Raw genomic sequence first — 24,378 nt, 5'->3', positions numbered from 1 at the left:
TTGCCCGGCGGGCAAGATGCGAATGAGGAGCATCAAGAACCAAAAGGCCTGCAAGTCAGCCACGCAACGATCTTCGCAGCGATGGCCAGCCAGAAACTCTTCGGCGCCTTCCCCCCCGCCACGCGCGAGCAATGGGAGGCCGTGATCAAGAAAGAACTCAAGGACAAGGACCCCTCCTCCTTGATGGTGAAGGTCGATGGCGCTGACCTGTGGCCATTTCGTATGCTGGCCGATGGCCAACCGAACGGGGTACGCCGACGTGGCGTGAAACGCACCGGCAATCCCTGGCGTGCGACCGTGGCCATTGATGCCAGTGCATTAGAAGCCAACCAGCTGGCGCTGGAAGCCCTCATGGGCGGAAGCGATGCGCTGGAGATCTACGGCAAGCCTTCTGACCTGAGTGCGATGCTGAAGGATGTGTGGGTGGGCGCGATCGACCTGGCCGTAGATGGCGATGCGGTCCTGCTGGAGCAACTCCTTGCCCTGCACCAAGACCAGAACACACCCGCCGAGGAAGTGAGTTTTTGTCTGGGCCTGCCGCACGATGCTGATGTGAGCGCACTGAAGGACCGCATCGCTAAACATCCTAGGGTCCGCCTTTTCAGCGTGAGCGATGGCGCTTCGCGGAACACACAGGACGCGCTTGAGCAAGGCCGGATACTCCTGCAGCGCCTTCTAGGCCAAGGCTTCGCCATCGATGACGCCTCTGCCCGTCTCCAGTTCCGCCTGCATCTCAGCGACGACCTGTTCCACGAAGTGGCCCGCCTGCGCGCCTTCCGTGAAGCTTGGGCCGCCGTGGTGGATGAATTCAAGCCGGAGCACGATTGCTCGCACAACACATGGATCCAGGCCATCGTCTCCTACCCCGCCAAGACGAATTCAGCTCACGAAAACCTGATCCGCGCCACGTTGCAAGCTGTCTCGGCCATCACCGGCGGCTGCGACGGGCTCACCATCCCCGCTCCTGACCTGCCCGAAGGCGATGTGCTCGCCCGTCGAATCGTGCGCAACATCCACAACCTGCTCCGCGACGAGAGCTTCCTCGGGCGTGTGGCGGATCCGATCGGGGGCTCGTACACCGTGGAAAAGCTGACGGATGTGCTCGTGGCAGAATTGGGTAATGGAGGTGAAGAAAGCGATGGGGGTAAGGGAGGCTTGCTTCCCTCTCTTTCCTTACCTCCATCTCCTCCAATACCAAACCTTTCCAACCGCGAAGAGATCCCTCTCAAATCCTTCTACACCGCGGAGGACACAAAGGAACTCGAGCACCTGCACTACGCTGCCGGCATCCCGCCCTACCTGCGCGGGCCCTACGGCAGCATGTACGCCATCCGCCCGTGGACCATCCGCCAGTACGCCGGCTTCAGCACAGCGGAAGCGAGCAACGCCTTCTACCGTCGCAACCTCGCCGCTGGGCAGATGGGATTGAGCGTAGCCTTCGACCTGGCCACGCACCGCGGCTACGACAGCGATCACCCGCGCGTGAAAGGCGACGTGGGCAAGGCCGGTGTGGCCATCAGCAGCGTGGAGGACATGAAGATCCTCTTCGACAGCATCCCGCTGGACAAGATGAGCGTGAGCATGACCATGAACGGCGCCGTGCTGCCCATCATGGCCTTCTTCATCGTTGCAGCAGAAGAGCAGGGCGTGAAACCGGAGGATCTGCAAGGCACCATCCAGAACGACATCCTCAAGGAGTTCATGGTGCGCAACACCTACATCTATCCGCCCGGGCCCAGCATGCGCATCGTGGGCGACATCTTCAGCTATTGCGCGAAGAAGATGCCCAAGTTCAACAGCATCAGCATCAGCGGCTACCACATGCACGAGGCGGGTGCGCCTGCGGATCTGGAGCTCGCCTACACATTGGCCGACGGCATAGAGTACGTGCGCACCGGCATCGCAGCGGGCATGAAGGTGGACGAGTTCGCCGGTCGCCTCAGCTTCTTCTGGGGCATCGGTATGGACCTCTTCATGGAAGTGGCCAAGATGCGCGCCGCACGGATGCTCTGGGCGAAGATGCTCAAGGAGGTGGGCGCCACCAATGCGAAGAGCCTCGCACTGCGCACGCATTGCCAGACCAGCGGCTGGAGCCTCACCGCGCAGGATCCCTTCAACAACATCGCGCGCACCACGGTGGAAGCCCTGGCGGCCGTCCTCGGTGGAACACAATCGCTACACACCAACTCGCTGGACGAAGCCATCGCGTTGCCCACCGACTTCAGCGCCAAGATCGCCCGCGACACGCAACTCTACCTGCAGAAGAACAGCGGCATCACCAAGTGGATCGATCCGCTCGGTGGCAGCTACTACATGGAAAGCCTCACGCACGAACTGGTCCACAAGGCTTGGGCGCGCATCAAGGAGGTGGAGGAGCTCGGCGGCATGAGCAAGGCCATCGAGACCGGTCTGCCGAAGATGCGCATCGAGGAAGCCGCCGCGAAACGCCAGGCGCGCATCGACACCGGCAAGGACAAGATCATCGGCGTGAACGCTTTTGTGACCGAGGATGAGACGAAGATGGAATTGCTGGAGGTGGACAACAGCGCGGTGCGGGAGTCACAGATCGCGAGGTTGAAGGCGATGAAGGCGGCGCGGGACGAGGGCAAGGTGAAGGAAGCTTTGGATGCGTTGAGCGAAGCGGCGAAGGGTACGAGGTCTATGGTCTCTGGTCTATGGCCTGAAACCGGATCCGGTTCAGGCCATAGACCAACGACCTCGGACCATAGACCCGAATTTCACGACAACCTCCTCGAACTCGCCGTCATCGCCGCAAGGCACCGCGCTACGCTGGGAGAGATCAGCGACGCCCTCGAAAAAGCATTCGGCCGATACAGCGCCACCATCCGCAGCATCAGCGGTGTTTACTCAGCGGAAAGCATGCAGGATCCCGAGATGAAGGAGGCCATGCGCCTCGCCGATGAATTCGCGAAAGCGGAAGGCCGTCGCCCGCGCATCCTTGTGGCCAAGATGGGCCAGGACGGACACGACCGCGGCGCCAAGGTGATCGCCACCAGCTTCGCCGATATCGGCTTCGACGTGGACATCGGCCCGCTGTTCCAGACACCGCAGGAAGTGGCCAAGCAGGCCATCGAGAACGACGTGCACGTACTGGGCATCAGCAGCCTCGCCGGTGGTCACAAGACCCTGGTGCCCGAGGTGATCAAGGAACTGCGCGAGACCTACAAGCGGCCCGACATCCTGGTGGTGGCCGGTGGCGTGATCCCGCCGAACGACTACGATCTCCTGAAGCATGCCGGCTGTTTTGATGTGTACGGGCCGGGGACGCGGATACCGGTGGCGGCGAAGGGGATCATTGAGGCGTTGATGGCAAGGTGAACGCTTACCTTTCTGCTGGTTCCGAAACACATTGCCCATGGTCCATCGTTCCATTCTTCTATCCGTCGCCGTCCTTTCCATGGAAGCGGGATACTCACAATGCACGGCCAGCTTCAGCCACGTAGCGAACTGGGATACTGTAACGTTCACGAACCAGTCATCGGTGAGCAATGCCCACTACTACTGGAATTTCGGCGACGGCTCCACATCCTACGAGAGCGACCCGGTGCATGTCTTCATCGAAGCCGGAACCTTCCACGTGACTTTGCATGCGCTGGATACCGTGGATCAGTGCCATAGCTTCCATGAGGAGTGGATGTCCGTATCGCGCCCCCTTGATTTGGTGTGCGAGCCGTACATGACCGATTCGCAGTTCACGTATAACGGGTCAGATTACGTCGAGGTCTTTGATGAAGCCGTCGGCTGCACAGGCATGTGGCGCCATATCGATTGCATGGGCGCACAGAACTTCTCACCAGGTAACTGGTTCAACCTGACCGGTTGGGAGCACGCATTGACCATGGCTCGGCTGCGCTATACCTCACACGATTCGATCAATGGGACTGTATTCCGCCGGGCGTACTACCGCACGATACCGTACGAACAAGATCCGGCCAGTAGCTATGACACTTGTTCCGCTGACTTCGAGTACGTGCTCGACTATCAACCTGGCGGAGCAGTGGCAACCTTCAAACCGCTCGGGCCACCCGGCGCTGATACCGTCTGGGTCACTGGTTTTGGAAATCCTATACCCTTGGTCGGTCCGGTCTCCACGTTCACATTCCCCTACTATGGTGGTCCTGCAGGGAAGTGGCAGAATGTGTGGCGGCGAAACAATGATCCGAGCTTTGGATGCCAGAACAGACAGGCACACACGCTGATCATCAAGGACCCCTACTACGTGGCGCCCGCTTCTTGCCTGATCGATCCACAACCGCAGGATGCCATGGTGTACCAGAACGGCACGGCGCTATTCATCATAGCGACAGAGCCAGGGAGCATCAAACAATGGCAGCAGAACGCCGGATTAGGTTGGCAAGACCTATTCGATGCTGGACCGTACTCAGGCGTGAACACGGATACTCTATCCGTTGCCAACTGCCAGAACTGGTGGAGCAATTACCAGTATCGTTGCATTGTCACTGCCCTAGGGAGTTCGTGCCACAACACGAGCGAGGTTGTACTACTGACGGTAGCTGTCGGGATAGACGAATTGGTGGATGCGGGGATCATCCTTTACCCCAACCCGGTAACGGACCTGCTCAACCTGCAATGGGCTCGATCCTTCGGCACTTCGCAGATCTCCATAACTGATGCGCTCGGTCAGGTGGTCAATACGAGCACCGCTTCCGGCACGTCCATCGCAATCGATGTCGCAAGTCTTAGTCAGGGGGTCTACCTCCTATCCATCCACTTCGGTGAACGCAAAGTTCAAGGCAGGTTCATCAAGCAATGAACCTTACCAGCTCGTGAGTAGGCTCTCGCATTTCGCGTGACGGATTGGACCGGAAAGCCCGCAAGCGAGGAGGAACGACGAGTGCGGACTTGGAGGGGAAAGCCGGACCCGAGGCTTTGCGAGGGGGCACGCCCAAAGACCAATCAGATAATGAGGGGATCAGAAAATCAGACAATGACCGGACCCTCCCCGCCCGCCAGGCATTCCATTCTCTGATCTTCTAATCGTCTGATTGTCTCATACTTAGTGTTTCTTACTAGCATCACTGTTAGCAACTTTTTGCCTATATGATGCTCATGGACATCATTGGGATGCAACAGAATCGGAGAAAAGACGTACAATTGTGGGGTGAAAGCCGCGTTATTGAACTGAAACACCATTTACGATGGCTGCAAGCAACATCAACTTGAAGGTCATGAACGATGCCGCTGTGGTGGCGCAACTGGGGAAAGAGTTGCGGCGCATGCGGCTGGAACGCAACCAGAGCCAGGCCGAGGTGGCCGAGCGCGCGGGCTTGGACCGCACCACCGTGGTGAAGCTGGAGGCCGGTCGCGCCGCCACGCTGCAAACCCTTGTGCAGGTGCTGCGCGCCATGGATCGCCTGGAGCTGCTCGATGCCTTCCACCAGGAGCCGCAGCCCACGCCCTACATGCTGGTGGAGGCGCAAGAGAAGTACCTGAAGAAGCAGCGCAAGCGCGCGGGGCGCAAGCAGCCGGATGTGACGCCGCCCAAACCGAAGAGCACATGGTAACCCACGCGACAGTAAAGCTGTGGGGCAAGCCCGTGGGCCTGGTGGTGTGGAACGACCGCGAACACCGCGCGGAGTTCCAGTACGACCGCACGTTCGCACGCGGCCGGCTTGATGTGGCTCCGCTGATGATGCCGCTGCGCGATGCGAACGGCGGCGAACACGTCTTCGCCTTCGGGAATCTGCGCGACGAGACCTTCCGCGGGCTGCCGGGCCTGTTGGCGGACAGCCTGCCCGATCGTTTCGGCGATCAGTTGATGAACGCATGGCTGACGAGCCAGGGCCGGCAGCCGGGCACGGCGAACCCCGTGGAGCGGCTGTGCTATACCGGCGTGCGCGGCATGGGCGCGTTGGAATTCGAGCCGGCACACCACGAGCTGGAGGCACCGGGCGAATCGTTGGAAGTGGAGGAACTCGTGAACATGGCAGGGCAGGTGCTGGATACGCGCAAGCAATTCGTGACGCGGAAGTCGAAAGGCAAAGAGGAGGCGCTGTTGGACATCATCCGCGTTGGCACCTCGGCGGGTGGCGCGCGGGCCAAGGCGATCGTGGCGTTCAACGCGAAGACCGGCGAAGTGCGCAGCGGTCAGGTGGAAGGGCTGGAAGGCTTCACATATTGTCTGATCAAGTTCGATGGTGTGACGGCCGATGCCTTGCGCGACCCCGTGGGCTTCGGCCGGATCGAGTACGCCTACCACTTGATGGCCGTCGCATGCGGCGTGGAGATGATGCCGTGTCGGTTGCTGGAGGAGCACGGTCGTGCGCACTTCCTCACGCAGCGTTTCGACCGCGTGCTCGATGCCAAGGGCACCATTCACAAGCTGCACATGGCCACGCTCTGCGGCATCGCGCACATGGACTACAATGATCCGCTGGCGCACAGCTACGAGGTTGCCTTCGGTGTGATGCGCCAGCTGGGACTGCCCTACCCCGCCGCCGCGCAACTGTTCCGCCGCATGTGCTTCAACGCCATCGCGCGCAACCACGACGACCACACGAAGAACATCTCCTTCCTGATGGACCCGCAGGGCGAGTGGCACCTCGCGCCCGCCTACGACGTGACCTTTGCCTACAACCCCGGCAGCATCTGGCTGAAGCAGCACCAGATGAGCATCAACGGAAAGCGGCTGGGCATAACGCGTGCGGATCTGTTGGCAGTGGCCAAGGATATGAACATCAAGAAGGCCGAGGCGATCATCGATGAGGTGAAGGCGGGCGTGAAGACCTGGAAGACGTTTGCCAAGAAGGCGGAGGTGAACGCGAAGCAGGTGGAGGCGATCGGGAAGTTGCACTTGATCCGAATCTGACGGGTGCGGCCCAGCCGGAACAACCACATGGGGCGGTTGAGCGACGCCTGCCGTGCCGTGAACGGACCTCGTGCCGCTCTTCGCCATGCGCATCCGCTCCATCGAAAGCATGTCGATAGCTTAGCCGCATGAGGCATCTACTTCCGCTCGCGCTATTCGCACTGCTCTGGGCGGCGTGCGGCACATCCCCTTCTCCTGACAGCGATGAAGCACCGGACAAGCCGCGAACGGACAGCATGAGCATACGCTTCGGCGATCTGGTGCTGAAGCTCATGGGCGCGTGGACTGATTCCGTGAGTGAGCCAGGCGCGCTGGTGCATGAGATCTGGCGTCGCACCGATGATGCATTCTGCTCCGGCCTCGGCTTCGTGATGGTAGAGAATGACACGGTCTTCATCGAGCACATCTGGCTGGCACCGGACGACAGCACCGGTGCTGTGAGCTACAACGTGCGCGTGCCCTCGCAGAACGATGGCGGCACCGTGCGCTTCGCGCTCACCGCATGCGCTGGCGATAGCATGGTGTTCGAGAACCCGGCGCACGATTTCCCGCAGCGCATCGTGTACGCCTTTCAAGCCAATGGCGAATGGATCGCGCGCGTGAGCGGCCAGGGCAAGGATGGAGCATCGCGCGGCTTCAGCTACCGCTTCAAGCGGGTAGCGTTCGATCAGCCCTAATGGAAGCTTGCCGAGCCGTTGATGCCCTCGGCCACCGAAGCGCCGCCCCAACATAGGCCGAAGCCGATCACGCCCACCAGCAACGCGCTCAGGGCCCATTGACCGGCCTTCGGGGCTTCGCCGTTCAGCAGGATGATGAGCGCGCCCAGCAAGAGCCCGCCGAAGTGAGCCGCCACGGCGATCATCATGAAGATGAGCACGATCATGGCGGCATCGCGGCCATTGACCAGGCCGATCAGCTCGATGAGCAGCGCATAGCCGAGCAGGAGCAAGAGGTTGTTGCGGTGGAGCTTGAGGTTCATCAGTGCGCATTGAAGTTGACGAGGCCGTTGAAGAAGCACAGGCCGTGGCCGATGATGGCCACAAGGATGGAGGCGAGTATGTATTTCCAGGCATTGCGCTGGTGATCGCCCTTGAAGAAGCGCGCGATCCCGAAGACCATCAAGCCGGCCGCATGAGCGATGATGACCGCCCAATGCAATTCGATGCCCACATCGCCGGCGGATCCCGAAACGAAGATGAAGAGCAGCGAGTACGCCAGCATCAGCCACAGATTGAGGATCAACGGATCTCTCATCAGACAGAGGTTCGCTGTAATTCCGATAACCGCTTCCGCTGCGCCTCTCCGCGGTAGAAAAGGTTCATGGTCTCAAAGGGGATCGCGTGCATGGTGCGCGGGTCGATGATGTGCACGCAGCTGCGCTTGATGGCCCGCACGTCGAAGTCGTACGCGTCGATGAAGCGCATGATGATGATGCGGAAGAGGTTCTCGTACCTCAGCTCGGGCGCATCGATGCCGGGCAGGCAGCACATGATCCGGTGCAACGTTTCGTGCGCCTTGTCGCTGGGGGTGCCCGTGCTGAATAGCTTCACCATGTGCTCCTTCAGCCGCGCGTCCTGCTCATACACGATGGTGTTGCGGCTGTTGTTCAGCAGGTCGTCCGGATCGATCATGCGCGTGAGCGGGAACACCTCGCCATTCAGCTTCAGGGCATAGCCCATGGCCAGCGCATCGGGGTTGCAGGGCACGGGCACGATGTCCTCTGGGGTGAAGAGCGGGCTCTGATCGAGGATGGCCTGGCGGACCTCGGTGAGGGTGATGCGGTCGGTGGCGGGATCGTAGTGCTCCGTGCGTCCGGCGGCCTGCACGGGCTGGAAGGTAACGCCGCGCACGCAGGGCTGCTTCAGCGCGAAGTCGATGATGGCACCGATCTCATCATCATTCACGCCCTTCTCCACCGTGACCACGAGCGTGGTGCTCAGATTGAATTCGCTCAAGTGCTCCAGCGCCTTCATCCGCATGGCGGAGAGGTCCTCACCGCGCAAGCGCTTCAGCACATCGGGACGGAACGAATCGAACTGCAGGTAGAGCTCGAAGTCGGGCATGTACGAGGAGAGCCGCTCCGCGAAGGCCCTGTCCTTGGCGATGCGGATGCCGTTGGTGTTCACCATCAGGTGGCGGATGGGCCTGCGCTTGGAGGCATCGAGGATCTCGAAGAACTGCGGATGCACCGTGGGCTCTCCGCCGCTCAGCTGCACCACATCAGGCTCTCCCTCGTTGCGCACGCAGGCGTCGAGCATGCGCTCCACTTCCACCAAGCTGCGATGCTGGCCGTGCATCGGCCCGCTGCTCGCGTAGCAGATCGGACACTGCAGATTGCAACGGTCCGTGACCTCGATCAAGGTGAGACAGCCGTGCTGCTCGTGATCGGGGCAGATGCCGCAATCGTACGGGCATCCGAAATGGGTCTTCGTGTTGAAGGTGCGCACCATCTCGCCGGGCTTCAGGTAATGGCGGCATCGCTTGTAGTACTCCACGTCGGTGGCGATGAGCACCTTCTGCGCACCATGCTCCGGGCAGCGCTTCAGCATGAACACGCGCTCGTCCTCGAAGACGATCTTGGCATCGATGCGGCGCAGGCACGCAGGGCACAGGCTCAGCGTGAAGTCGTAGTAGGTGTAAGGGCGCTCAGGCATGGGTTGAATTTGCCACGGATCGACACGGATGATGGCGCTCCATAGTTAGCCAGAACGTGCAATGAGCGAACGCGGCGTCGACCACACGCGGAAGTAATAAGCCAACCCGGCCATGCAGGCGCATTGGATTGCAGTCAGGCCTAGCCAAACGATCGGCTGCGGCTTAATGGATTCCACCGCGAGCCGGAACAGCAGGTACAGCACCATGAATAGCTTGAAGCGCCCACCGTTCACCAAGGTGAAGCGCCGCTCGATGCCGATCAGGGCAAGCCACGTGAGGCCAAGCCAGGCGATCTCGTACAGATTCGTCGGATGCCTTCGCACCCCATCACCGAGGTCGATGCCCCAGGGCAGCGCAGTAGCGACGCCGTAGGTATTGTCCTCCAAACCGCCGAGCAGGCAGCCGATGCGGCCCACCATCATGCCCAGGATCAAGGGGTAGGTGAAGAGGTCGCCGGTGCTGGAGCGTACACCGATGATCTTCTTGGTGAGCTCCACACCGATGAGGCCGCCGAGCAAACCACCAACGACCGTGCGGTTGTTGAAGGCCGCGAATAGCGAGCGCCAATCCAATCGGAGCACAGCCGGATCTTCAAGCGCTCCGAGCAGCCGAGAACCGACCAAGGCTCCTGCCGCCGCTCCGATGATCACCCACACGCGCTTGTCCTCCACGACGGCATCGCCCTGCTGCGCCCGCAGCTTGGCGAAGTAGGCGTAGCCGCTGGCGAAGGCGCCCACCTCGAAGAGCAGGTGGAGGAAATGGTGCATGGACGCGATGGACGGCTAGCGCAAGAGCGTCAGGTGCCCAGTGAACTCACGCCCGTCATCGAGCCTCAGCACGTAGTAGTAGGTGCCATCGGGCTGATCGGCGCCGCGCCAGGTGTTGCGGTAATCGCGCGTCTCGAGGACCACTGTGCCCCAACGGTTGAAGATCGCCAGCTCGTTGCCGAAGAACTCGATGTCGGGGATCACGAAGAAGTCGTTCATGCCATCGCCATTCGGGCTGATGACGTTGGGGATCTCGATATCGACCGGGCGGATGACGTACTCAGCCGAGATGGTGTCCGTGCAGCCGTTCGCCGTGGCGATCACCCAGAGGATGGTGTACACGCCCGGATCGTCATACATCCAAGAAGCGGATTGCCCGCTGCCTATGGCGCCCATCATACCGAGGCTCCACCACCACGAAGTGATTGTGCCTCCGCCGCCACTCGAGGCGTCGTTGAACGCCACTTCGGTGCCCGGCAATTGCGGCGAGGGCGGATCGGCGGTGAAAGCGGATTGCGGATCCTCGAACTGCACCGCGTAAGGCGCCGAAGTGCCGGTGCAGCCATTCGCGTCTGTTACGGTCACCGTGTAGTTCCCGCTGGCGGTGACCGATTGGGTGGCCGCACTCCCGCCGGGCTGCCACGCGTAGGATACGAAAGGCTCCGTGGTGCTGAGGACGATCGTATCGCCCGCGCAGGCCCATTGCGGGCCGGTGATCACCGGCAACGGAGACGCGGGTGGCGTGATCGTGGCAGTTGCCGTGGCGGTGCATCCATTGGCATCAAGCACCACCACGGTGTAGGTGCCTGCGGCAAGGCTGGTGAACACACTGGCCGCTTGATACGTGCTCCCACCGTCGATGCTGTATTGCAGGCCATTGCCGGCTGCCGTAATGGTGATGGTCCCGGTGGGCGCGTCGCAATTCGATGGCGTCACGGCCACGGTCGCGAGCGCAGGGCCTGCCGTCTGCGTGACTTGCGCGGTGGCTTGCTCCGCGCAGCCATTCGCGTCAGTTACCGATACCGTGTAGCTGCCTGCCGCAAGCCCTGAAGCCGTTGCAACATTTCCGCCGCTCGGCGACCAACTGTAGCTCAGTGCTCCGGTGCCGCCACTAGCGCTGGCCGTGGCCGTTCCATCGTTGCCATTGCAGCTCACCGGCGTGGTGCCCGTGATCGAGACCGAAACCGCGGATGACGGTTGGTTCACCTGCACCACCGCCGCGCCCGTGCAGCCATCAGCGTCGGTGGCCGTTACCGTGTAGCTGCCCGCAGCAAGACCGGTCACGCTTGAGCCGGTCGCTCCGCCAGGCGACCAATTGTACGTGTAGGGTGCTGTGCCACCACTGGCCTGCACGCTCGCAGAGCCCGTGCTGGTGCCGAAGCAGAGCACATCGACCACATCCATCGCCTGCACAACGATCGGCGGGCATGGAGAGCACACGGGCACTTCTGCAGCGGAGTTGATGATGATGCTCGTGCCGGTGGCATCGATCACCTGGATCGGATAATTCGGCGGAGCGCTGGCGCTGGTGCCTGTGGCCCAGGTGGTCCAGCCGGTCACGTTCACGGCGCAGCCAGGCGGGAAGAAGCAGGCGAGGATGCATGCGCTGCAATCCTGCGTGGTGGTCTGGTGCTGCCATGTGTAGGGGCCTACGCCGTTCGCTGCGGAGAGCGTGCCGTCATCGTTCACGCACACGCTCAACGGCGCGCAGGGGCTCACCACCAATTGCAGCGTGTCCGATCCGCAAGGCGCGGGCGCGGGCAGCGTGTAGGTGATCACATGAACGCCTGCGCCGGCTGATGCTGGCGTGAACGTGCCGAGCAGCGGATCGGTGATGCCTGGCCCGCTCCATATGCCACCCGCAATGCTCGCACTGAGCGTGGTGAATGGATCATCAGCGCAAAAGGTGCCTGACCCGGTGAGCTCGAGGCAGGTGAGGCATTCACGTGGGGGCGGCGCGCAGGAACCGATGGCGAGGGACACGAGGAAACCGTTGCCGCAGGCCACCACCTCGCCGTTGTGGTTCACGGCCACATCGTACACTGCGCCGGGCGTGGCTACCGAGCTCACCAACTGCAGGTCAGGGGTGAACTTGTGAACGGCGTTCCCGCTTCCCACATAAACGAATCCGCAGCTATCGAGCACCAGTCCGCTATTCTCCGCGCTGTTGGCGCCGAGCTGGCTCGTGGTGTTGCCGCCGGGTATGGTGGCCGTGGTGATGATGGTGCCGGTCTGGATGTCGCGGCGATGCACCGTGCTGCCATTCTGCGTGTAGATCTCGTTGGCCGTGGCCGCGATGCCGTTGATGCCCATGTTCGTGGGGCCATATCCGGCCACCGAATAGCTGAAGGCATACGAATTGTTGCGCCGGTAAGGGATGCCCAGGTCCGCATTGAGGGCCCCGATGGTATCGAGCGTCATGAAGTAGTACTTGCCGTTGGCGGAGGCGGCCAGTGCGCGGATCTCGTTCGGATTGTTGATGAGGAAGGACGGCGAGACCGCTGCGACATCCGTTGAATTCAGCACGGAGCCGTTAGACATATCAATCTCGAAGGCGCGCCCATAGCCGATCGGGAAGAGCGAAGGACCGAGCGTGAGGCGCGTGCCGCCGAGCATGAGTTGCGTGGCGTTGCAGTTGAGCGCCATGCGCCAATACTCGTCGAAGAATCCGCCATCCTCGCTCCAGATCTGGTTGCCCGCCGTGCTGATGCGCGCGATCCGCGGATCGGTGCCCGCGGTGATGAAGCAATCGCCGCCAGGATGCGCGATCATGGACCCGAGCCAGTAGTTCGCCGTGTCCCATGCCGTGGTGTAGGTCCATTGCAGCGCGCCGCTGGGATCGTACTTCCGCAGGCGCAAGGGGGAATCGCCGCCGTAGATGTACACATTGGCGTTGTCATCCACCTCCACGTCCCAGATGCGGTTGGTGTTGGGGAATGCCGGTGTCACGGTCCACGGGTCGATGATGACGGGCCGTGATGCATCGTATGGCGCCAGCTCGAATCCGGCAGCATTGCCCTTCAGGCTGAAGCGCACTTCAATGGGCTCCTTGGCGCCATCGGCATAGTGCGCGATCGGCGCGTGGTCCACGATCTCACCGAAATCCGTGGCGATGTGCAATTCCCCATCGGGTCCCATGCGTACGGCATGGGCATCATCCCAGCGCATGCGGATCATCGCAGCATCGGCTGCGGGCCGCAAGTGCAGCGCATACTTGATCCCGCGCTCCGGATGGATGGTATACACGGCATCGATGCCCGGATACAAGCGCTCGTACCGGAGCTCTTCATATCCCGCGATACCTGTGCGGTCGCTCGTCCCGCCATCGCCATTGAGGTAGGCGTAGCCGTGGTGGTCGCTTTTCATACCGCTCACGACTCGATGCTCGCTGCTGCTTCCCTCCCATCGCATCACGGCCAGGTCCTGTCGCACGATGGTACGTGGCTTGTCGCGCTCGCCGCGCTTGCGGTAATGGTTCTTCTCCTTCTCATGCAAATGGAAGCCCACGGCCTCCGGCGCGAAGAGGATGCGCACGGCACCTTCGTCGACCGCGTATTCAACACGATCAACGCCAAGGGCCTCGAACTGGCCCTTGTTCTCGATGAAGGAGCGGTCTGCGGTGAAACTGGCCGACCAGCGGACGGGTGCCAATTGCGCGGAAGAGGCAACAGCCATCAAGGCGAATGAAGAAGCAAGCGATGAGCGCATGATAGGCATGTTCGGGGGCGACCGAAACTAGGGGAAAGCGGCTGATGTAGGTTCGCAGGGCCATGAAGCTCCCCTTCGAGGCCATCGACTGGTCGCAATTGCCAGTCACCACCGTGCCGGGTACCACGGGCACCGCAACCATGCGCAGCATACAGCACGATGGCCTGCGCATCCGCATGGTGGAATACTCAGCCGATTACCTCGCCGACCATTGGTGCCAGCTTGGCCACTTGGTCTTCGTGCTCGAAGGCGAATTGATCAACGAGCACGAGGACGGCGCCGTGAACGTGCTCACCGCCGGCATGAGCTACCACGTGAGCGACGGGCTCAGTTCGCACCGCTCACGGACGAAGGGGCCGGTGAGGATGATCGTGGTGGATGGGGAGTTCCTAGGTTGATCAGAAAATCAAGAGATGAAAGTCAAACGAGCGTCCATCATCGGATTGGCCAATCATGTGATCTTCTGATCATCACTCACATCCTCCTATACCACCCCTTGATCCGCTCGCGATCGAGCACCTGCTGCCAGTCGGAGCCGAAGGCGTGGTCCCACATGTGCGGCAGGTTGTAGGCCACTTCGGCCATGGCGCTGATGGTATCCTCGCTCCAATCCTTGGCGAGGCCTTGCGGGATGTGCACCTTGTTGTGCTTCACCATGCCCTTGAACTCCTGCACGTAGTCGCCATAGACATCGTCCAGTTTATCGAATGCGATGCAATTGGCGATGCAGTGGTGGATCTCCAGCACCTTGCCCAAGCCATAGCTGAGCGCGTGGCAGACGCCCACTTCGCTGTAGGTGAGGCTGAGGCCGCCCATGTAGCTGGCCACCATCAGTGATTCATCGCTCTTCGGGTCGCGACGGTCCATGCGCAGGAAGACCTCGCGGCAGAGGTCCAGGCTTTTCTCGCTGTACGCTTCAGCGAACGTGTTCTTCTTGGTGCCGGTGATGGCCTCCACGCTGTGGATGTAGGTATCCATGCCGGTGTAGAACCACTGGTCCGTGGGCACGGTGGCGATGAGGTCCGGGTCGAGCACGATCTGATCGAACACGGTCCAGTCGCACTTGAGGCCGAGCTTCTTCACGGGACCGGTGAGCACGGCGGTCATGCTCACTTCGGCCCCCGTGCCGCTGATGGTGGGCACGCCGCAATGGTAGATGCCCGGCTTCTTGATCAGGTTGAGGCCCTGGTATTGCACGCTGCTGCCCTCGTTGGTGAACATGAGCGAGAGCGCCTTGGCCACGTCCATCACGTTGCCGCCGCCGATGCCGATCACACCGGCGGGCAGCCCGCGGCGCGCGAGGATGTCGTCGCGCAGCCCGTCGATCTGCTCCGTGCTGGGCTCCTTCGCCGTGCTGCAGAAGATGAACTCATCCCCGGCCCGCTTGGGAATGCGTGCGATGAATTCGGTTTTGCCCTCGAAATAGTGATCGATGAGGAAGACAAAGAAGCCCTGGTGCTGGTCGCGGTGCGGCTCCAGGATCTCGCCGAGCTTGCCGAAGCTGCCGCGGCCGTAACACGTCTTGGTGACCGACTTGAAATTGCGGAAGAGGTTCATGCGGGTGCGTTGGGCGCAAAGGAAACCGAGGAGTGTCAATAGTGTGGAGATTGCTTGTGATAAGCCGCAATGCCGTGCCGGTACCTTCGCGGCCATGCCGCAGCGAGCACCCTTCCACGGAGCCTTGCTCTTAGCGCTGTGCTGCTGCTCGGTTCCGGCCTTGGCCCAGTTGCGGATCAATGAGGTCTGCTCCAACAACCAAGGCATCGATGTGGGCGCCGGCGATGCGCACCCGGATTGGATCGAACTGGTGAATGAGGGCAGCGCCCCCCTCGACCTCAGCACCTTCTACCTCAGCGACAAGCCGAGCCAGCCCGCGCAATGGCCATTGCCGCTGATCGCTCTGGCGCCCGGCGAATACGCGCTGATCACACGCGGGGATCAGCCCTGGCAATTCCCCTTCGGCATCGACGCAACCGGTGAACGCATCGTGCTCAGCGATGCCGCGCTGCAACCCGTGCAGGTGCTCGATGTGCCACGGCTGCGCGCTGACCATAGCGCAGGCTTCGTGGCAGGCGAGCTGCGCTACTTCGATGCGCCCACGCCTGGAGCGCCGAATACCAGCACGCCCTATCTCGGCTATGCACCCGTTCCTATTCTCTCACCGAGCGGCGGCTTCTATCCGAACGGCGCCACGGCCAGCGCATCCGCGCCCTTCGGAACCGTTCATTGGAGCACCACAGGGCGCGCACCGGATGAATCCTCTCCGATCGCGTCGGGTACACTCTCGATCGGCGGCACCACCACCGTGCAAGCGCGCAACTACGCAGCAGGCTATCTGCCCTCCGATGCCGCATCGGCCACCTACATCGTAGGCAGCGGGCGCGGGCTGCCCATCGTGGCGCTCGCTGTTGACCCCGATAGCATGTTCCATGAGGAGTTCGGCCTGTACATGCCCGGCCCCAACGCCAGTCCGGAGTGGCCGCACTACGGCGCCAACTACTGGGCGGAGCGCGAATTGCCCGCCCGCTTCGAGTTCTTTGAGGCCAACGGCACGCGTGGCATCGCGCAGGATGTGGGCGTGAGCATCCATGGCGGCAGGCGCTCGCGCACCAACGCCCAACGTCCGCTGCGGCTCACGGCGCGCGGCTCGCTCGGGCCCGAGACCATCCGCTATCCCCTGTTCCCGGAGCGCCCTGAGGTGCGCGATTTCAAGCGCGTGATCCTGCGCAACAGCGGCGGCGATTGGTGCCTCTCGAATTTCCGCGACGGCCTATTCCACCAGATCGCCTTCCACAACGGGCTCGACATCGATGCGCTCGGCTTCCGGCCCGCAGAATGCTACATCAATGGCGAGTACTGGGGGCTGGTGGAGGTCCGCGAGCGCATCGACGCCGACCACCTGCACTACAATTACGGCGCCGACGCCGATAGTCTGCTGCTCATGGAAGAGGAGAACTGGAGCATCCAGGGCGACACCTCGTACTCACGGGCGCTGCGCGAATTCATCCGCACCGCCGACCTCAACGATGAGGCCAATTGGAGCCACGTGGAGGCGCAGCTCGACCTGCACAGCCTCATGGACTACTTCGCGCTGGAGATGATCGCCGGCAACGTGGATTGGCCCAGCAACAACGTGAAGTACTGGAAGTCCTCGGCCGAACAGGGCAAGTGGCGCTACCTGATGTACGACCTCGACGCCACCATGGTGCTCTACGGCTGGATCGAAGAGGACATCGACATGATGTACTGGACCTTCACGCACCGCGCGGGATCCTTTCACACCGAGCTGCTGCGCGGCTTGATGGGCCGCGATGAGTTCAGGCGCCTCTTCCTCAACCGCAAGGCCGACCTGATGAACACCGTGTTCAGTCCCGCACGCTTCCAAGCCGAAGTGGACCGCATCACCACCGCCTTCGCGCCGGTGATCGACCATCACTTCAGCCGCTGGCAATGCTGGCACCAGGCCTACCTCGACCACGCCTTCGGAATCATCCCCCACTTCGCCGCCTTCCGCGACTCGCACATCCGCCAGCACGTGATCGACTGGTACGGCTTCCCCAACGCGGCACTCCTGCGCTTCGAGTCCTTCCCGCCCGCTGGCGGCACCCTGCAGATCAACACCATCACGCCCGAGCTGCCCTTCGATGGCTGGTATTGGAACGGCAACGACATCGATGTGACGGCCGTGCCCGCCGATGGCTACACCTTCAGCCATTGGACCTACGCCGATGACGGCACGCGCGCCACCGATCCGTACCTGCGCCGCTCCTTCCCCATCGATGGCAATTTGGTGGCGCACTTCCGTCCGATCGATGGCAGCATGAGCGTGTTCCCGAATCCCACCGATGGAACGGTGAGCCTAGGCTTCGAAGCCATTGAAGCAGGCAGCGCCCGCATCCGCGTCACCGATCCCGCCGGACGCGTGGTGCTCGAAGGCAGCGTGGCCGTTGGCGAAGGCGTGAACCGGGCCAGCATCGACCTGAGCGCCATGCCCGCCGGGGTTTACCTCGTTGCTGTGGAAGCCGATGGCGGGCGGAAGCTCGCACGCGTCGTACGGCAGTGAGGCCAAACTGACGGCCCCGTGCGCAGCTCCATGCACGGCCCGCCACAACGCCGCGCCGCGCAAAGCCCCCCGGCTATCTTCGCCGACCTCAGAACCAACCCCTTCGCCATGATTCGTTCGCGCCTGTTCCTTCCCTTGATCGTTGCCCTGCCACTGCTGCATGCATGCGGCGGCGAGAAAGCCGATCAACCCGTCGCCATTGAGACCGTCTCCCCCAACGACTCCGGCTTCTATGAGGCCGATGAGTTCGCTGACATCCGCGTGCTGCGCTACCAGATCCCCGGCTGGGACCAGCTCAGCTTGCAACAGAAGCAGCTCTGCTACTACCTCAACATGGCCGGACTCGCTGGCCGCGACATCATGTGGGACCAGAACTACCGCCACAACCTGCGCATCCGCCGGGCACTGGAGGCCCTGCTGCTCAACTATCCGGGCTCGCGCGACAGCACGGAATGGAAGAGCTTCGAGACCTACGCCAAGCAGGTCTTCTTCAGCAACGGCATCCACCACCACTACAGCAACGACAAGCACGAGCCCGCTTTTTCGCGCGCGTGGTTCGAGAAGGCGCTTGCCGATAGCAAAGGCGCGCTCACGCCTGAGGCGATGGAGGCCATCTTCAATCCGGCCGTCGATGCCAAGAAAGTGAGCCTCGATGCCAGCAAGGACCTGGTGCTGGCCAGCGCCGTGAACTTCTACGGCGACGATGTGAGCCAAGGCGAAGTGGAGGCGTTCTACGCACCGAAGGAGTCGATCGAAAGCGATGAACCCCTGAGCTACGGACTCAACAGCAAGCTGGTGCGCAACGCCAACGGTCAGCTGGAGGAGCGCGTGTACAAGGTGGGCGGCCTCTACGGCCCGGCGCTCGAAGAGAGCGTGAAGTGGCTGGAGAAGGCCGTGGGCGTGGCCGAGAACGATGCGCAAAAGAAGGCGCTGGAGCTGCTGATCCAGTACTACCGCACCGGCGACCTCAAGACCTGGGACGACTTCAACGTGGCATGGGTGAAGGACGTGAACAGCACCGTCGATTACATCCTCGGCTTCGTGGAGGTGTACAACGACCCCATGGGCAAGCGCGGCAGCTACGAGGCCATCGTGGAGGTGAACGACCCCGAGGCCACCAGGAACATGGCCGTGATCATGCAGAACGCGCAGTGGTTCGAGGACAACAGCCCGCTGCTGCCTGAGCACAAGAAGAAGAACGTGGTGGGCATCACCTACCGCTTCATCAACACCGTGGGTGAGGCCGGCGATGCCGCACCGAGCACGCCCATCGGCGTGAACCTGCCCAACGCCAACTGGATCCGCGCCGCCCACGGCAGCAAGAGCGTGAGCCTGGGCAACATCAGCGATGCCTACGACAAGAGCAGCGGCAGCAGCAGCCTGGATGTCTTCTGCCACGACTCCACCGAGATCGCCCTGGCCAAGGCGCACGGCGCGCTGGCCGGCAAGCTGCACACCGCCCTGCACGAGGTGGTGGGCCATGCCAGCGGCCAATTGGAGCCGGGCATCGGCGAGACCGACGCCACCCTGAAGAGCTACGCCAGCACCTTGGAGGAAGGCCGCGCCGACCTCGTGGCCCTCTACTACATCATGGACCCCAAGCTCGTGGAACTGGGCGTGATGCCCAGCCTCGAAGTGGGCCACGCCGAATACGACAGCTACATCCGCAACGGCCTGCTGGTGCAATTGCGCCGCATCAAGCCGGGCAAGGATGTGGAAGAGGCGCACATGCGCAACCGGATGTGGGTGAGCGCCTGGGCCTACGAGCGCGGCAAGGCCGACAGCGTGATCGTGAAGGTGAACCGCGATGGCGGCACCTACTACGACATCCGCGACTACAACAAGCTGCGCGGCATCTTCGGCGAGCTGCTGCGCGAGGTGCAGCGCATCAAGAGCCAGGGCGATTACAAGGCCTGCCAAGCGCTGGTTGAAGGCTATGGCGTGAAGGTGGATCAGGCCTTGCACGCCGAAGTGCTGCGCCGCGCAGAGAAGATCAAGACCAAGCCCTACGCCGGCTTCATCCAGCCCGAGATGGAAGCCGTGACGGACAAGGACGGCAACATCACCGATGTGAAGGTGAGCTACCCGAAGGACTTCCTGGGCCAGATGCTGCGCTACGGCAAGCAATACAGCCACTTGCCGGACGAGAACTGATCGAGCGCTATTTGGAATACGAAAGGGCGGCCAGCTGGCCGCCCTTTCGCATGGCCGAACTGCATGGAACCAGCGAGCGGCTCGTTAGCCCATGCTTGGTCGTCCTTGCGATTCGAATTGAGATAGGTCCGGCGCGCATGCCATCCTGTACCCTTGGCCCTGCATGCCAAGCGTGCAAAAGCGGTTGCCTGCCGCACGAAAGGGCATTCCTTCTGTTCACGGGCTCCTGCCTTTTGTGTTCGGGCTCATCAGCTTTGTGAGCAGGGCCATGGATCCTGCTCTGGGATCCATGCCTTTTGCGCCGAACGTCATGGGGTTTGGGGCAAAGTCCATGAACTAAGGGCCAAGCTTCATGGGCTTCAGGCCAGAAGCCATGGCTTTCGGCCTGGAAGCCATGCGGTTCGGGCCTGGGCTCATGGCTTTTGGGCGAAAAGGCATGAGGCAAGCGGCAAAGGCCATGGCCCCAAGCCTGGAGTTCATGAGGTCCGTGGCAAAACCCATGAGGATGGTCGCGAACCGCATGAGCTCCGGCCCAAAGGCCATGAGGCGCACCACGAACCTGATCAGCTCCGCCACGAACCTGATCAGCTTTGTCACAAAGCTCATGAGGAAATGCACGGTTCGTCACAGATTGAGCCGTGGTGCCCTGGCAACGCGCAGCGCGATTCCGCCAACGGCAGCGCGGATCGCAGGAGCAGCAGCGGAGGCACGCCAGCGGCGGCACGAACTTGAGCAACGGCGCTGGTGGCTGAGCACGAAAGGCCCGCGCAGCAAGGCTTCCAGGAGGCCTGCGTGCAATAAGCCCCGCCAATAGGGCATTCTAGATCTAGTGCAGGCGCAAACCACTCGTTTGCACGGACTTTCAGCCATGAAGACCATCAAGGTTGGATTGGACGGCCTGAGCGCCCTGGAGAAGGTGGCCAAGGCCTTGTACATCGAGGGGAAGCTCACGGCGAACCCGGACTTCGCCACCCCAACGCCGCCCGTGGCGGCCATCACCGCCGCCCGCCTGAAGCTGGAAGCAGCCATCGCGGCGGCGCTGAACGGAGGCAAGGACGCCACCTTCGCGAAGAACGAGGCCGAAGCCGAACTGGACGAGCTGATCGTGCAGGAGGCCGGTTACGTGGTGAGCGTGGCTGGCGGCAATGAGGCGCTGATCCTGAGCGCGGGCTTCGAGGTGCGCAAGCCGGGCAGCCCCATCGGACCGCTGCCCAAGGTGGAGAACCTGCGCGCCGACCTCACCGACCAGCTGGGCGAGGTCCTGGCCGATTGGGACCCGATGCACGGCGCGCACGAGTTCGAGGTGCAGCGCAACAGCGGCGACCCGGCCGTTGAGGCGGGCTGGAGCGTGGTGGCCTTCACCACCAAGAGCAAGTACCTGGATAAAGGCCTTGCCAGCGGCAGCACGCATTGGTACCGCGTGCGGGCACGCGGCACGGCGGGCGACAGCCCCTTCAGCGATCCGGCGAAGGCCATGGCGCGGTAACCATGGCAGCAATAGCAGCGGCGGCCCCGGGAAACCGGGGCCGCTGGCGTTTCTGCCCGAACGGCCGGACCATGCACACATGGCCGTGCTTGAGCACCCCGTATGAGCCATGGCATTCCTGGAAGCCTGGACACCGATGTCACCGAAGAGCCCATCCATGCCTGCCTAGGGTTCGCTAAGGATCGTGAGCGGCGTGTGATAAGAATAGCTTGTTCGAGCGCTGCTGCCCCGAGGATGGGAAATCCGGATGGGGTTCAACTGCCCGGGAATCACCGCCCCGCGTTATTTTGGCATGGCGAATGGCAAGATCCACCAGCGCCAAGGAGAAGTCCGTGAAGCTCGAGCATCTGGTCCATAAGGACCAGCGCTGCATAGCGCTGCACTTCCCATACGACTCCGCCTTGATCGCCGCAGCCAAGCGGGCCAAGGCCACCTGGAGCGGCACGCACCGGTGCTGGTACCTGCCCAACACGCCAGAGAACCTCAAGGGCATCTTCGATGCCTTCAAGGGCCTTGCCTGGGTGGACATGAATCCACTGCGGGCGAAACCAGGACCGGTGCAGCCCACGAAGCCGGTCAAGCCGAGCACGAAGCCTGCAAGCCTAAGCGGGAGCAAGCCCAAGCCAAGCGCAGCAACGCCCATACAGCAGGAAGCCTTGGCGGCCATGCGCCGCAAGCTGGAAGTGGCTCGATACAGCCCGCGCAGCATCGCGGTCTACCTCAATGCCGTGAAGCAGCTCTTCGCGCATTACCCGCAGAAGCACCCCAACGACATCCGCACCGAGGACATTGAAGCATATCAGCACCACTTGGCCACGGCGCGCAAGGCGAGCAACAGCTATCTGAACCAAGTGGTGAATGCGGTGCGCTACTACTACATGAATGTGGTGGGCGATGCAAAGCGCGTCACCTTCATCGAACGGCCGCGTCCTGAGCGGAAACTGCCGGCAGTGCTCAGTGAGGCGGAAGTGACGGCGATCCTGCGCTCAGTGGGCAACCTGAAGCATCAGTGCATCCTCATGCTCATCTACTCGGCAGGCCTGCGGCTCAGCGAGTTGATCAACCTTCGGCGCACCGACATCAATCCGGACCGGAAGCAAGTGGTGATCCGCGGCGGTAAAGGCCGCAAGGACAGGATCACGCTCCTTAGCACCAAAGTGCTCACCAAGCTCGATGCGTACGTGGAGGAATACAGGCCCAAGCTCTTCCTTTTCGAAGGCCAGAGCGGTGGGGCCTATTCCGATACCAGTGTCCAAGCCATCTTCAAGCAGGCCAAGGCGAAGGCGGGCATCACCGCCCCCGCCACCGTGCACACCCTCAGGCACTCCTTCGCCACGCACCTCTTGGAGAAGGGCACCGACCTGCGCTATATTCAAACCCTGCTAGGCCACAGTTCCTCGAAGACCACGGAGATCTACACCCATGTCAGCACCAAAGCCATTGGCAAGATCAGGAGCCCCTTGGATGACCTCGACCTGTGACGAAAAGTTGGGCTTTTGCTCCCCTATTGGCATCATTGAACCAACTCCTCACTCCGCCCAAGGCCGGAAATAAACCCAACAGTGGGCACAACCGACTAGTTGGTGGCAATTACAATGAAAGCAAGCACGGGCCAGATAACAGTAAGTCTATTGTTGCCCTTATTGTGGTCATGCAGTCAACCGAATCTCGACGGACACTATCACCTTGTATGGAATAATAAAGGCCAACAATTTCAAACATGGAATATTCGAGACAACCGAATGGTAATTAACGACACTGTTTGCCAAAATCCGGACAGTTGTTTTGCATCCTTCATTAGCTTCAAAGGAAATATCATGACCATTGACCCTTGGGTCGATAATACGTTCAGCACGAATTATATCATAGACGATAACGGGACTGTGACAATGTACGGTGAGGGTGATACCTTATGGCTAATACCTCACCGCGATTGTGTCACAGCAGAAACGTACTTCAACAACAGGACGAGAAATCTTACCTCAGATTTTCAACTTACAGAAAAGGTATCCAGCAGTACAGGTATACATCAATTCCCCAGTGCTTTTGAGCATGAACTCATTATTGGCGGTTCAAAGGATTCTTTATTTTACCTTTTCAATAACCATGTAGTAAGAAAATCAGACGATGGAATTTTCGGGTTCAGTGAAGCTCATGGACAGATTGTATGGTTACACGTGGACAGTCGAACACCATTGGGAATGGTTGCGCCTGTCATGGCAGAATTATTTGACAAAGGCTACGTGATTCAATGCTCAACATTGGAGACCAACGAGAACGACGAGCAGGTCATACTATTAAAACGGCCAATCACGCATATCAACAAGTATGACGGCACCATCGAAATTGAAACTTGCGACCATTGTGAAAAATATCCACTAGATATCCCAGATGAGATAATATCTGTCAAAATGCTAGGGGCGGATTCATTCGTTTTAAATGGAGATACGAATGACCTGTTTCAAACAAGGAACGGTCTGGTTAGGTACATCGGACGCAACAGATCAACACGGCTGAGATCGCAATTTCAAATTGAAATTAGTAGAGATACTCAATTTTCGGATTACTTGGAATTAATCGACGAACTGCTATGGATACATACGGAAGTGAGCGGCATCGTTTACTACAAAGGCAATGATGACAACGACGCCGAATGGATCGAGAAAGAAACAGGGAGATTTTCAAGCCTTTGAGG

Annotated in this window: 17 protein-coding genes; 11 read left to right on the top strand and 6 right to left on the bottom strand. The window is 61.1% G+C overall.

The features are described 5' to 3' along the window. The first annotated feature begins 183 nt into the window (after positions 1–183). From scpA to IPM12_10635, 5 genes are all read left to right on the top strand, one after another. Positions 184–3,339 carry a methylmalonyl-CoA mutase gene (gene scpA / locus IPM12_10655; protein ID MBK9148259.1) on the top strand — a complete coding sequence of 1,052 codons (3,156 nt, stop codon included), beginning with the start codon at positions 184–186 and terminating at the stop codon, positions 3,337–3,339. Between the two features lie 37 nt (positions 3,340–3,376). After that, positions 3,377–4,795, top strand: coding sequence for a T9SS type A sorting domain-containing protein (locus tag IPM12_10650; GenBank protein MBK9148258.1), 1,419 nt, complete (start codon positions 3,377–3,379; stop codon positions 4,793–4,795). Between the two features lie 385 nt (positions 4,796–5,180). Beyond that, on the top strand, positions 5,181–5,546 hold the full coding sequence (locus IPM12_10645) for a helix-turn-helix transcriptional regulator (protein ID MBK9148257.1): 366 nt from the start codon (positions 5,181–5,183) through the stop codon (positions 5,544–5,546). Continuing rightward, positions 5,540–6,850 (top strand): type II toxin-antitoxin system HipA family toxin, encoded by a 1,311-nt coding sequence (locus IPM12_10640; GenBank protein ID MBK9148256.1) that lies wholly within the window; start codon positions 5,540–5,542, stop codon positions 6,848–6,850. Before IPM12_10645 ends, IPM12_10640 begins: the two co-directional genes overlap by 7 nt. 128 nt (positions 6,851–6,978) lie before the next feature. Then, positions 6,979–7,527 (top strand): hypothetical protein, encoded by a 549-nt coding sequence (locus IPM12_10635; protein ID MBK9148255.1) that lies wholly within the window; start codon positions 6,979–6,981, stop codon positions 7,525–7,527. On the opposite strand, the gene IPM12_10630 is transcribed toward IPM12_10635, so the two are convergent. From IPM12_10630 to IPM12_10610, 5 genes are read right to left on the bottom strand one after another with little or no spacing between them, the layout of a single operon-like run. Continuing rightward, positions 7,524–7,829 (bottom strand): hypothetical protein, encoded by a 306-nt coding sequence (locus IPM12_10630; protein ID MBK9148254.1) that lies wholly within the window; start codon positions 7,827–7,829, stop codon positions 7,524–7,526. The genes IPM12_10635 and IPM12_10630 overlap by 4 nt on opposite strands. Then, the gene (locus IPM12_10625) at positions 7,829–8,104 is read right to left on the bottom strand and encodes a hypothetical protein (protein MBK9148253.1); all 276 of its coding nucleotides are present in this window, start codon (positions 8,102–8,104) and stop codon (positions 7,829–7,831) included. Before IPM12_10625 ends, IPM12_10630 begins: the two co-directional genes overlap by 1 nt. Next, a complete protein-coding gene (locus IPM12_10620) occupies positions 8,104–9,504 on the bottom strand; it encodes a radical SAM protein (GenBank protein MBK9148252.1) in 1,401 nt (466 codons plus the stop codon). The genes IPM12_10625 and IPM12_10620 overlap by 1 nt, the downstream gene beginning before the upstream one ends. 45 nt (positions 9,505–9,549) lie before the next feature. Then, positions 9,550–10,272, bottom strand: a complete 723-nt coding sequence (locus IPM12_10615; protein MBK9148251.1) for a prolipoprotein diacylglyceryl transferase — start codon at positions 10,270–10,272, stop codon at positions 9,550–9,552. A gap of 15 nt (positions 10,273–10,287) precedes the next feature. Further along, a complete protein-coding gene (locus IPM12_10610) occupies positions 10,288–13,980 on the bottom strand; it encodes a gliding motility-associated C-terminal domain-containing protein (protein ID MBK9148250.1) in 3,693 nt (1,230 codons plus the stop codon). Positions 13,981–14,042: 62 nt separating this feature from the next. Between IPM12_10610 and IPM12_10605 the strand changes: the two genes are divergently transcribed. Beyond that, a complete protein-coding gene (locus tag IPM12_10605) occupies positions 14,043–14,378 on the top strand; it encodes a DHCW motif cupin fold protein (protein MBK9148249.1) in 336 nt (111 codons plus the stop codon). 76 nt (positions 14,379–14,454) lie between these two features. Here the strand turns inward: IPM12_10605 and IPM12_10600 are convergent, their stop codons facing one another. Further along, on the bottom strand, positions 14,455–15,537 hold the full coding sequence (locus IPM12_10600; GenBank protein MBK9148248.1) for an iron-containing alcohol dehydrogenase: 1,083 nt from the start codon (positions 15,535–15,537) through the stop codon (positions 14,455–14,457). A gap of 94 nt (positions 15,538–15,631) precedes the next feature. Between IPM12_10600 and IPM12_10595 the strand changes: the two genes are divergently transcribed. The 5 genes from IPM12_10595 to IPM12_10575 all read left to right on the top strand — a co-directional run bounded on the left by IPM12_10595 (position 15,632) and on the right by IPM12_10575 (position 24,376). Further along, on the top strand, positions 15,632–18,043 hold the full coding sequence (locus IPM12_10595) for a CotH kinase family protein (GenBank protein ID MBK9148247.1): 2,412 nt from the start codon (positions 15,632–15,634) through the stop codon (positions 18,041–18,043). Positions 18,044–18,151: 108 nt separating this feature from the next. Beyond that, a complete protein-coding gene (locus IPM12_10590; GenBank protein MBK9148246.1) occupies positions 18,152–20,197 on the top strand; it encodes a dihydrofolate reductase in 2,046 nt (681 codons plus the stop codon). An 868-nt stretch (positions 20,198–21,065) separates the two neighbouring features. Further along, positions 21,066–21,683 (top strand): fibronectin type III domain-containing protein, encoded by a 618-nt coding sequence (locus tag IPM12_10585; GenBank protein ID MBK9148245.1) that lies wholly within the window; start codon positions 21,066–21,068, stop codon positions 21,681–21,683. A 299-nt stretch (positions 21,684–21,982) separates the two neighbouring features. After that, on the top strand, positions 21,983–23,164 hold the full coding sequence (locus IPM12_10580) for a site-specific integrase (protein ID MBK9148244.1): 1,182 nt from the start codon (positions 21,983–21,985) through the stop codon (positions 23,162–23,164). Positions 23,165–23,500: 336 nt separating this feature from the next. Then, the gene (locus IPM12_10575) at positions 23,501–24,376 is read left to right on the top strand and encodes a hypothetical protein (GenBank protein MBK9148243.1); all 876 of its coding nucleotides are present in this window, start codon (positions 23,501–23,503) and stop codon (positions 24,374–24,376) included. The last annotated feature ends 2 nt before the right edge of the window (positions 24,377–24,378 follow it).

The organism is Flavobacteriales bacterium, from assembly GCA_016716605.1.
In the GTDB taxonomy this organism is placed as follows: domain Bacteria; phylum Bacteroidota; class Bacteroidia; order Flavobacteriales_F; family PHOS-HE28; genus PHOS-HE28.
The sequence above is the reverse complement of the archived record's forward strand: the minus strand, read 5'-3'. Positions and strand labels throughout refer to the sequence as shown.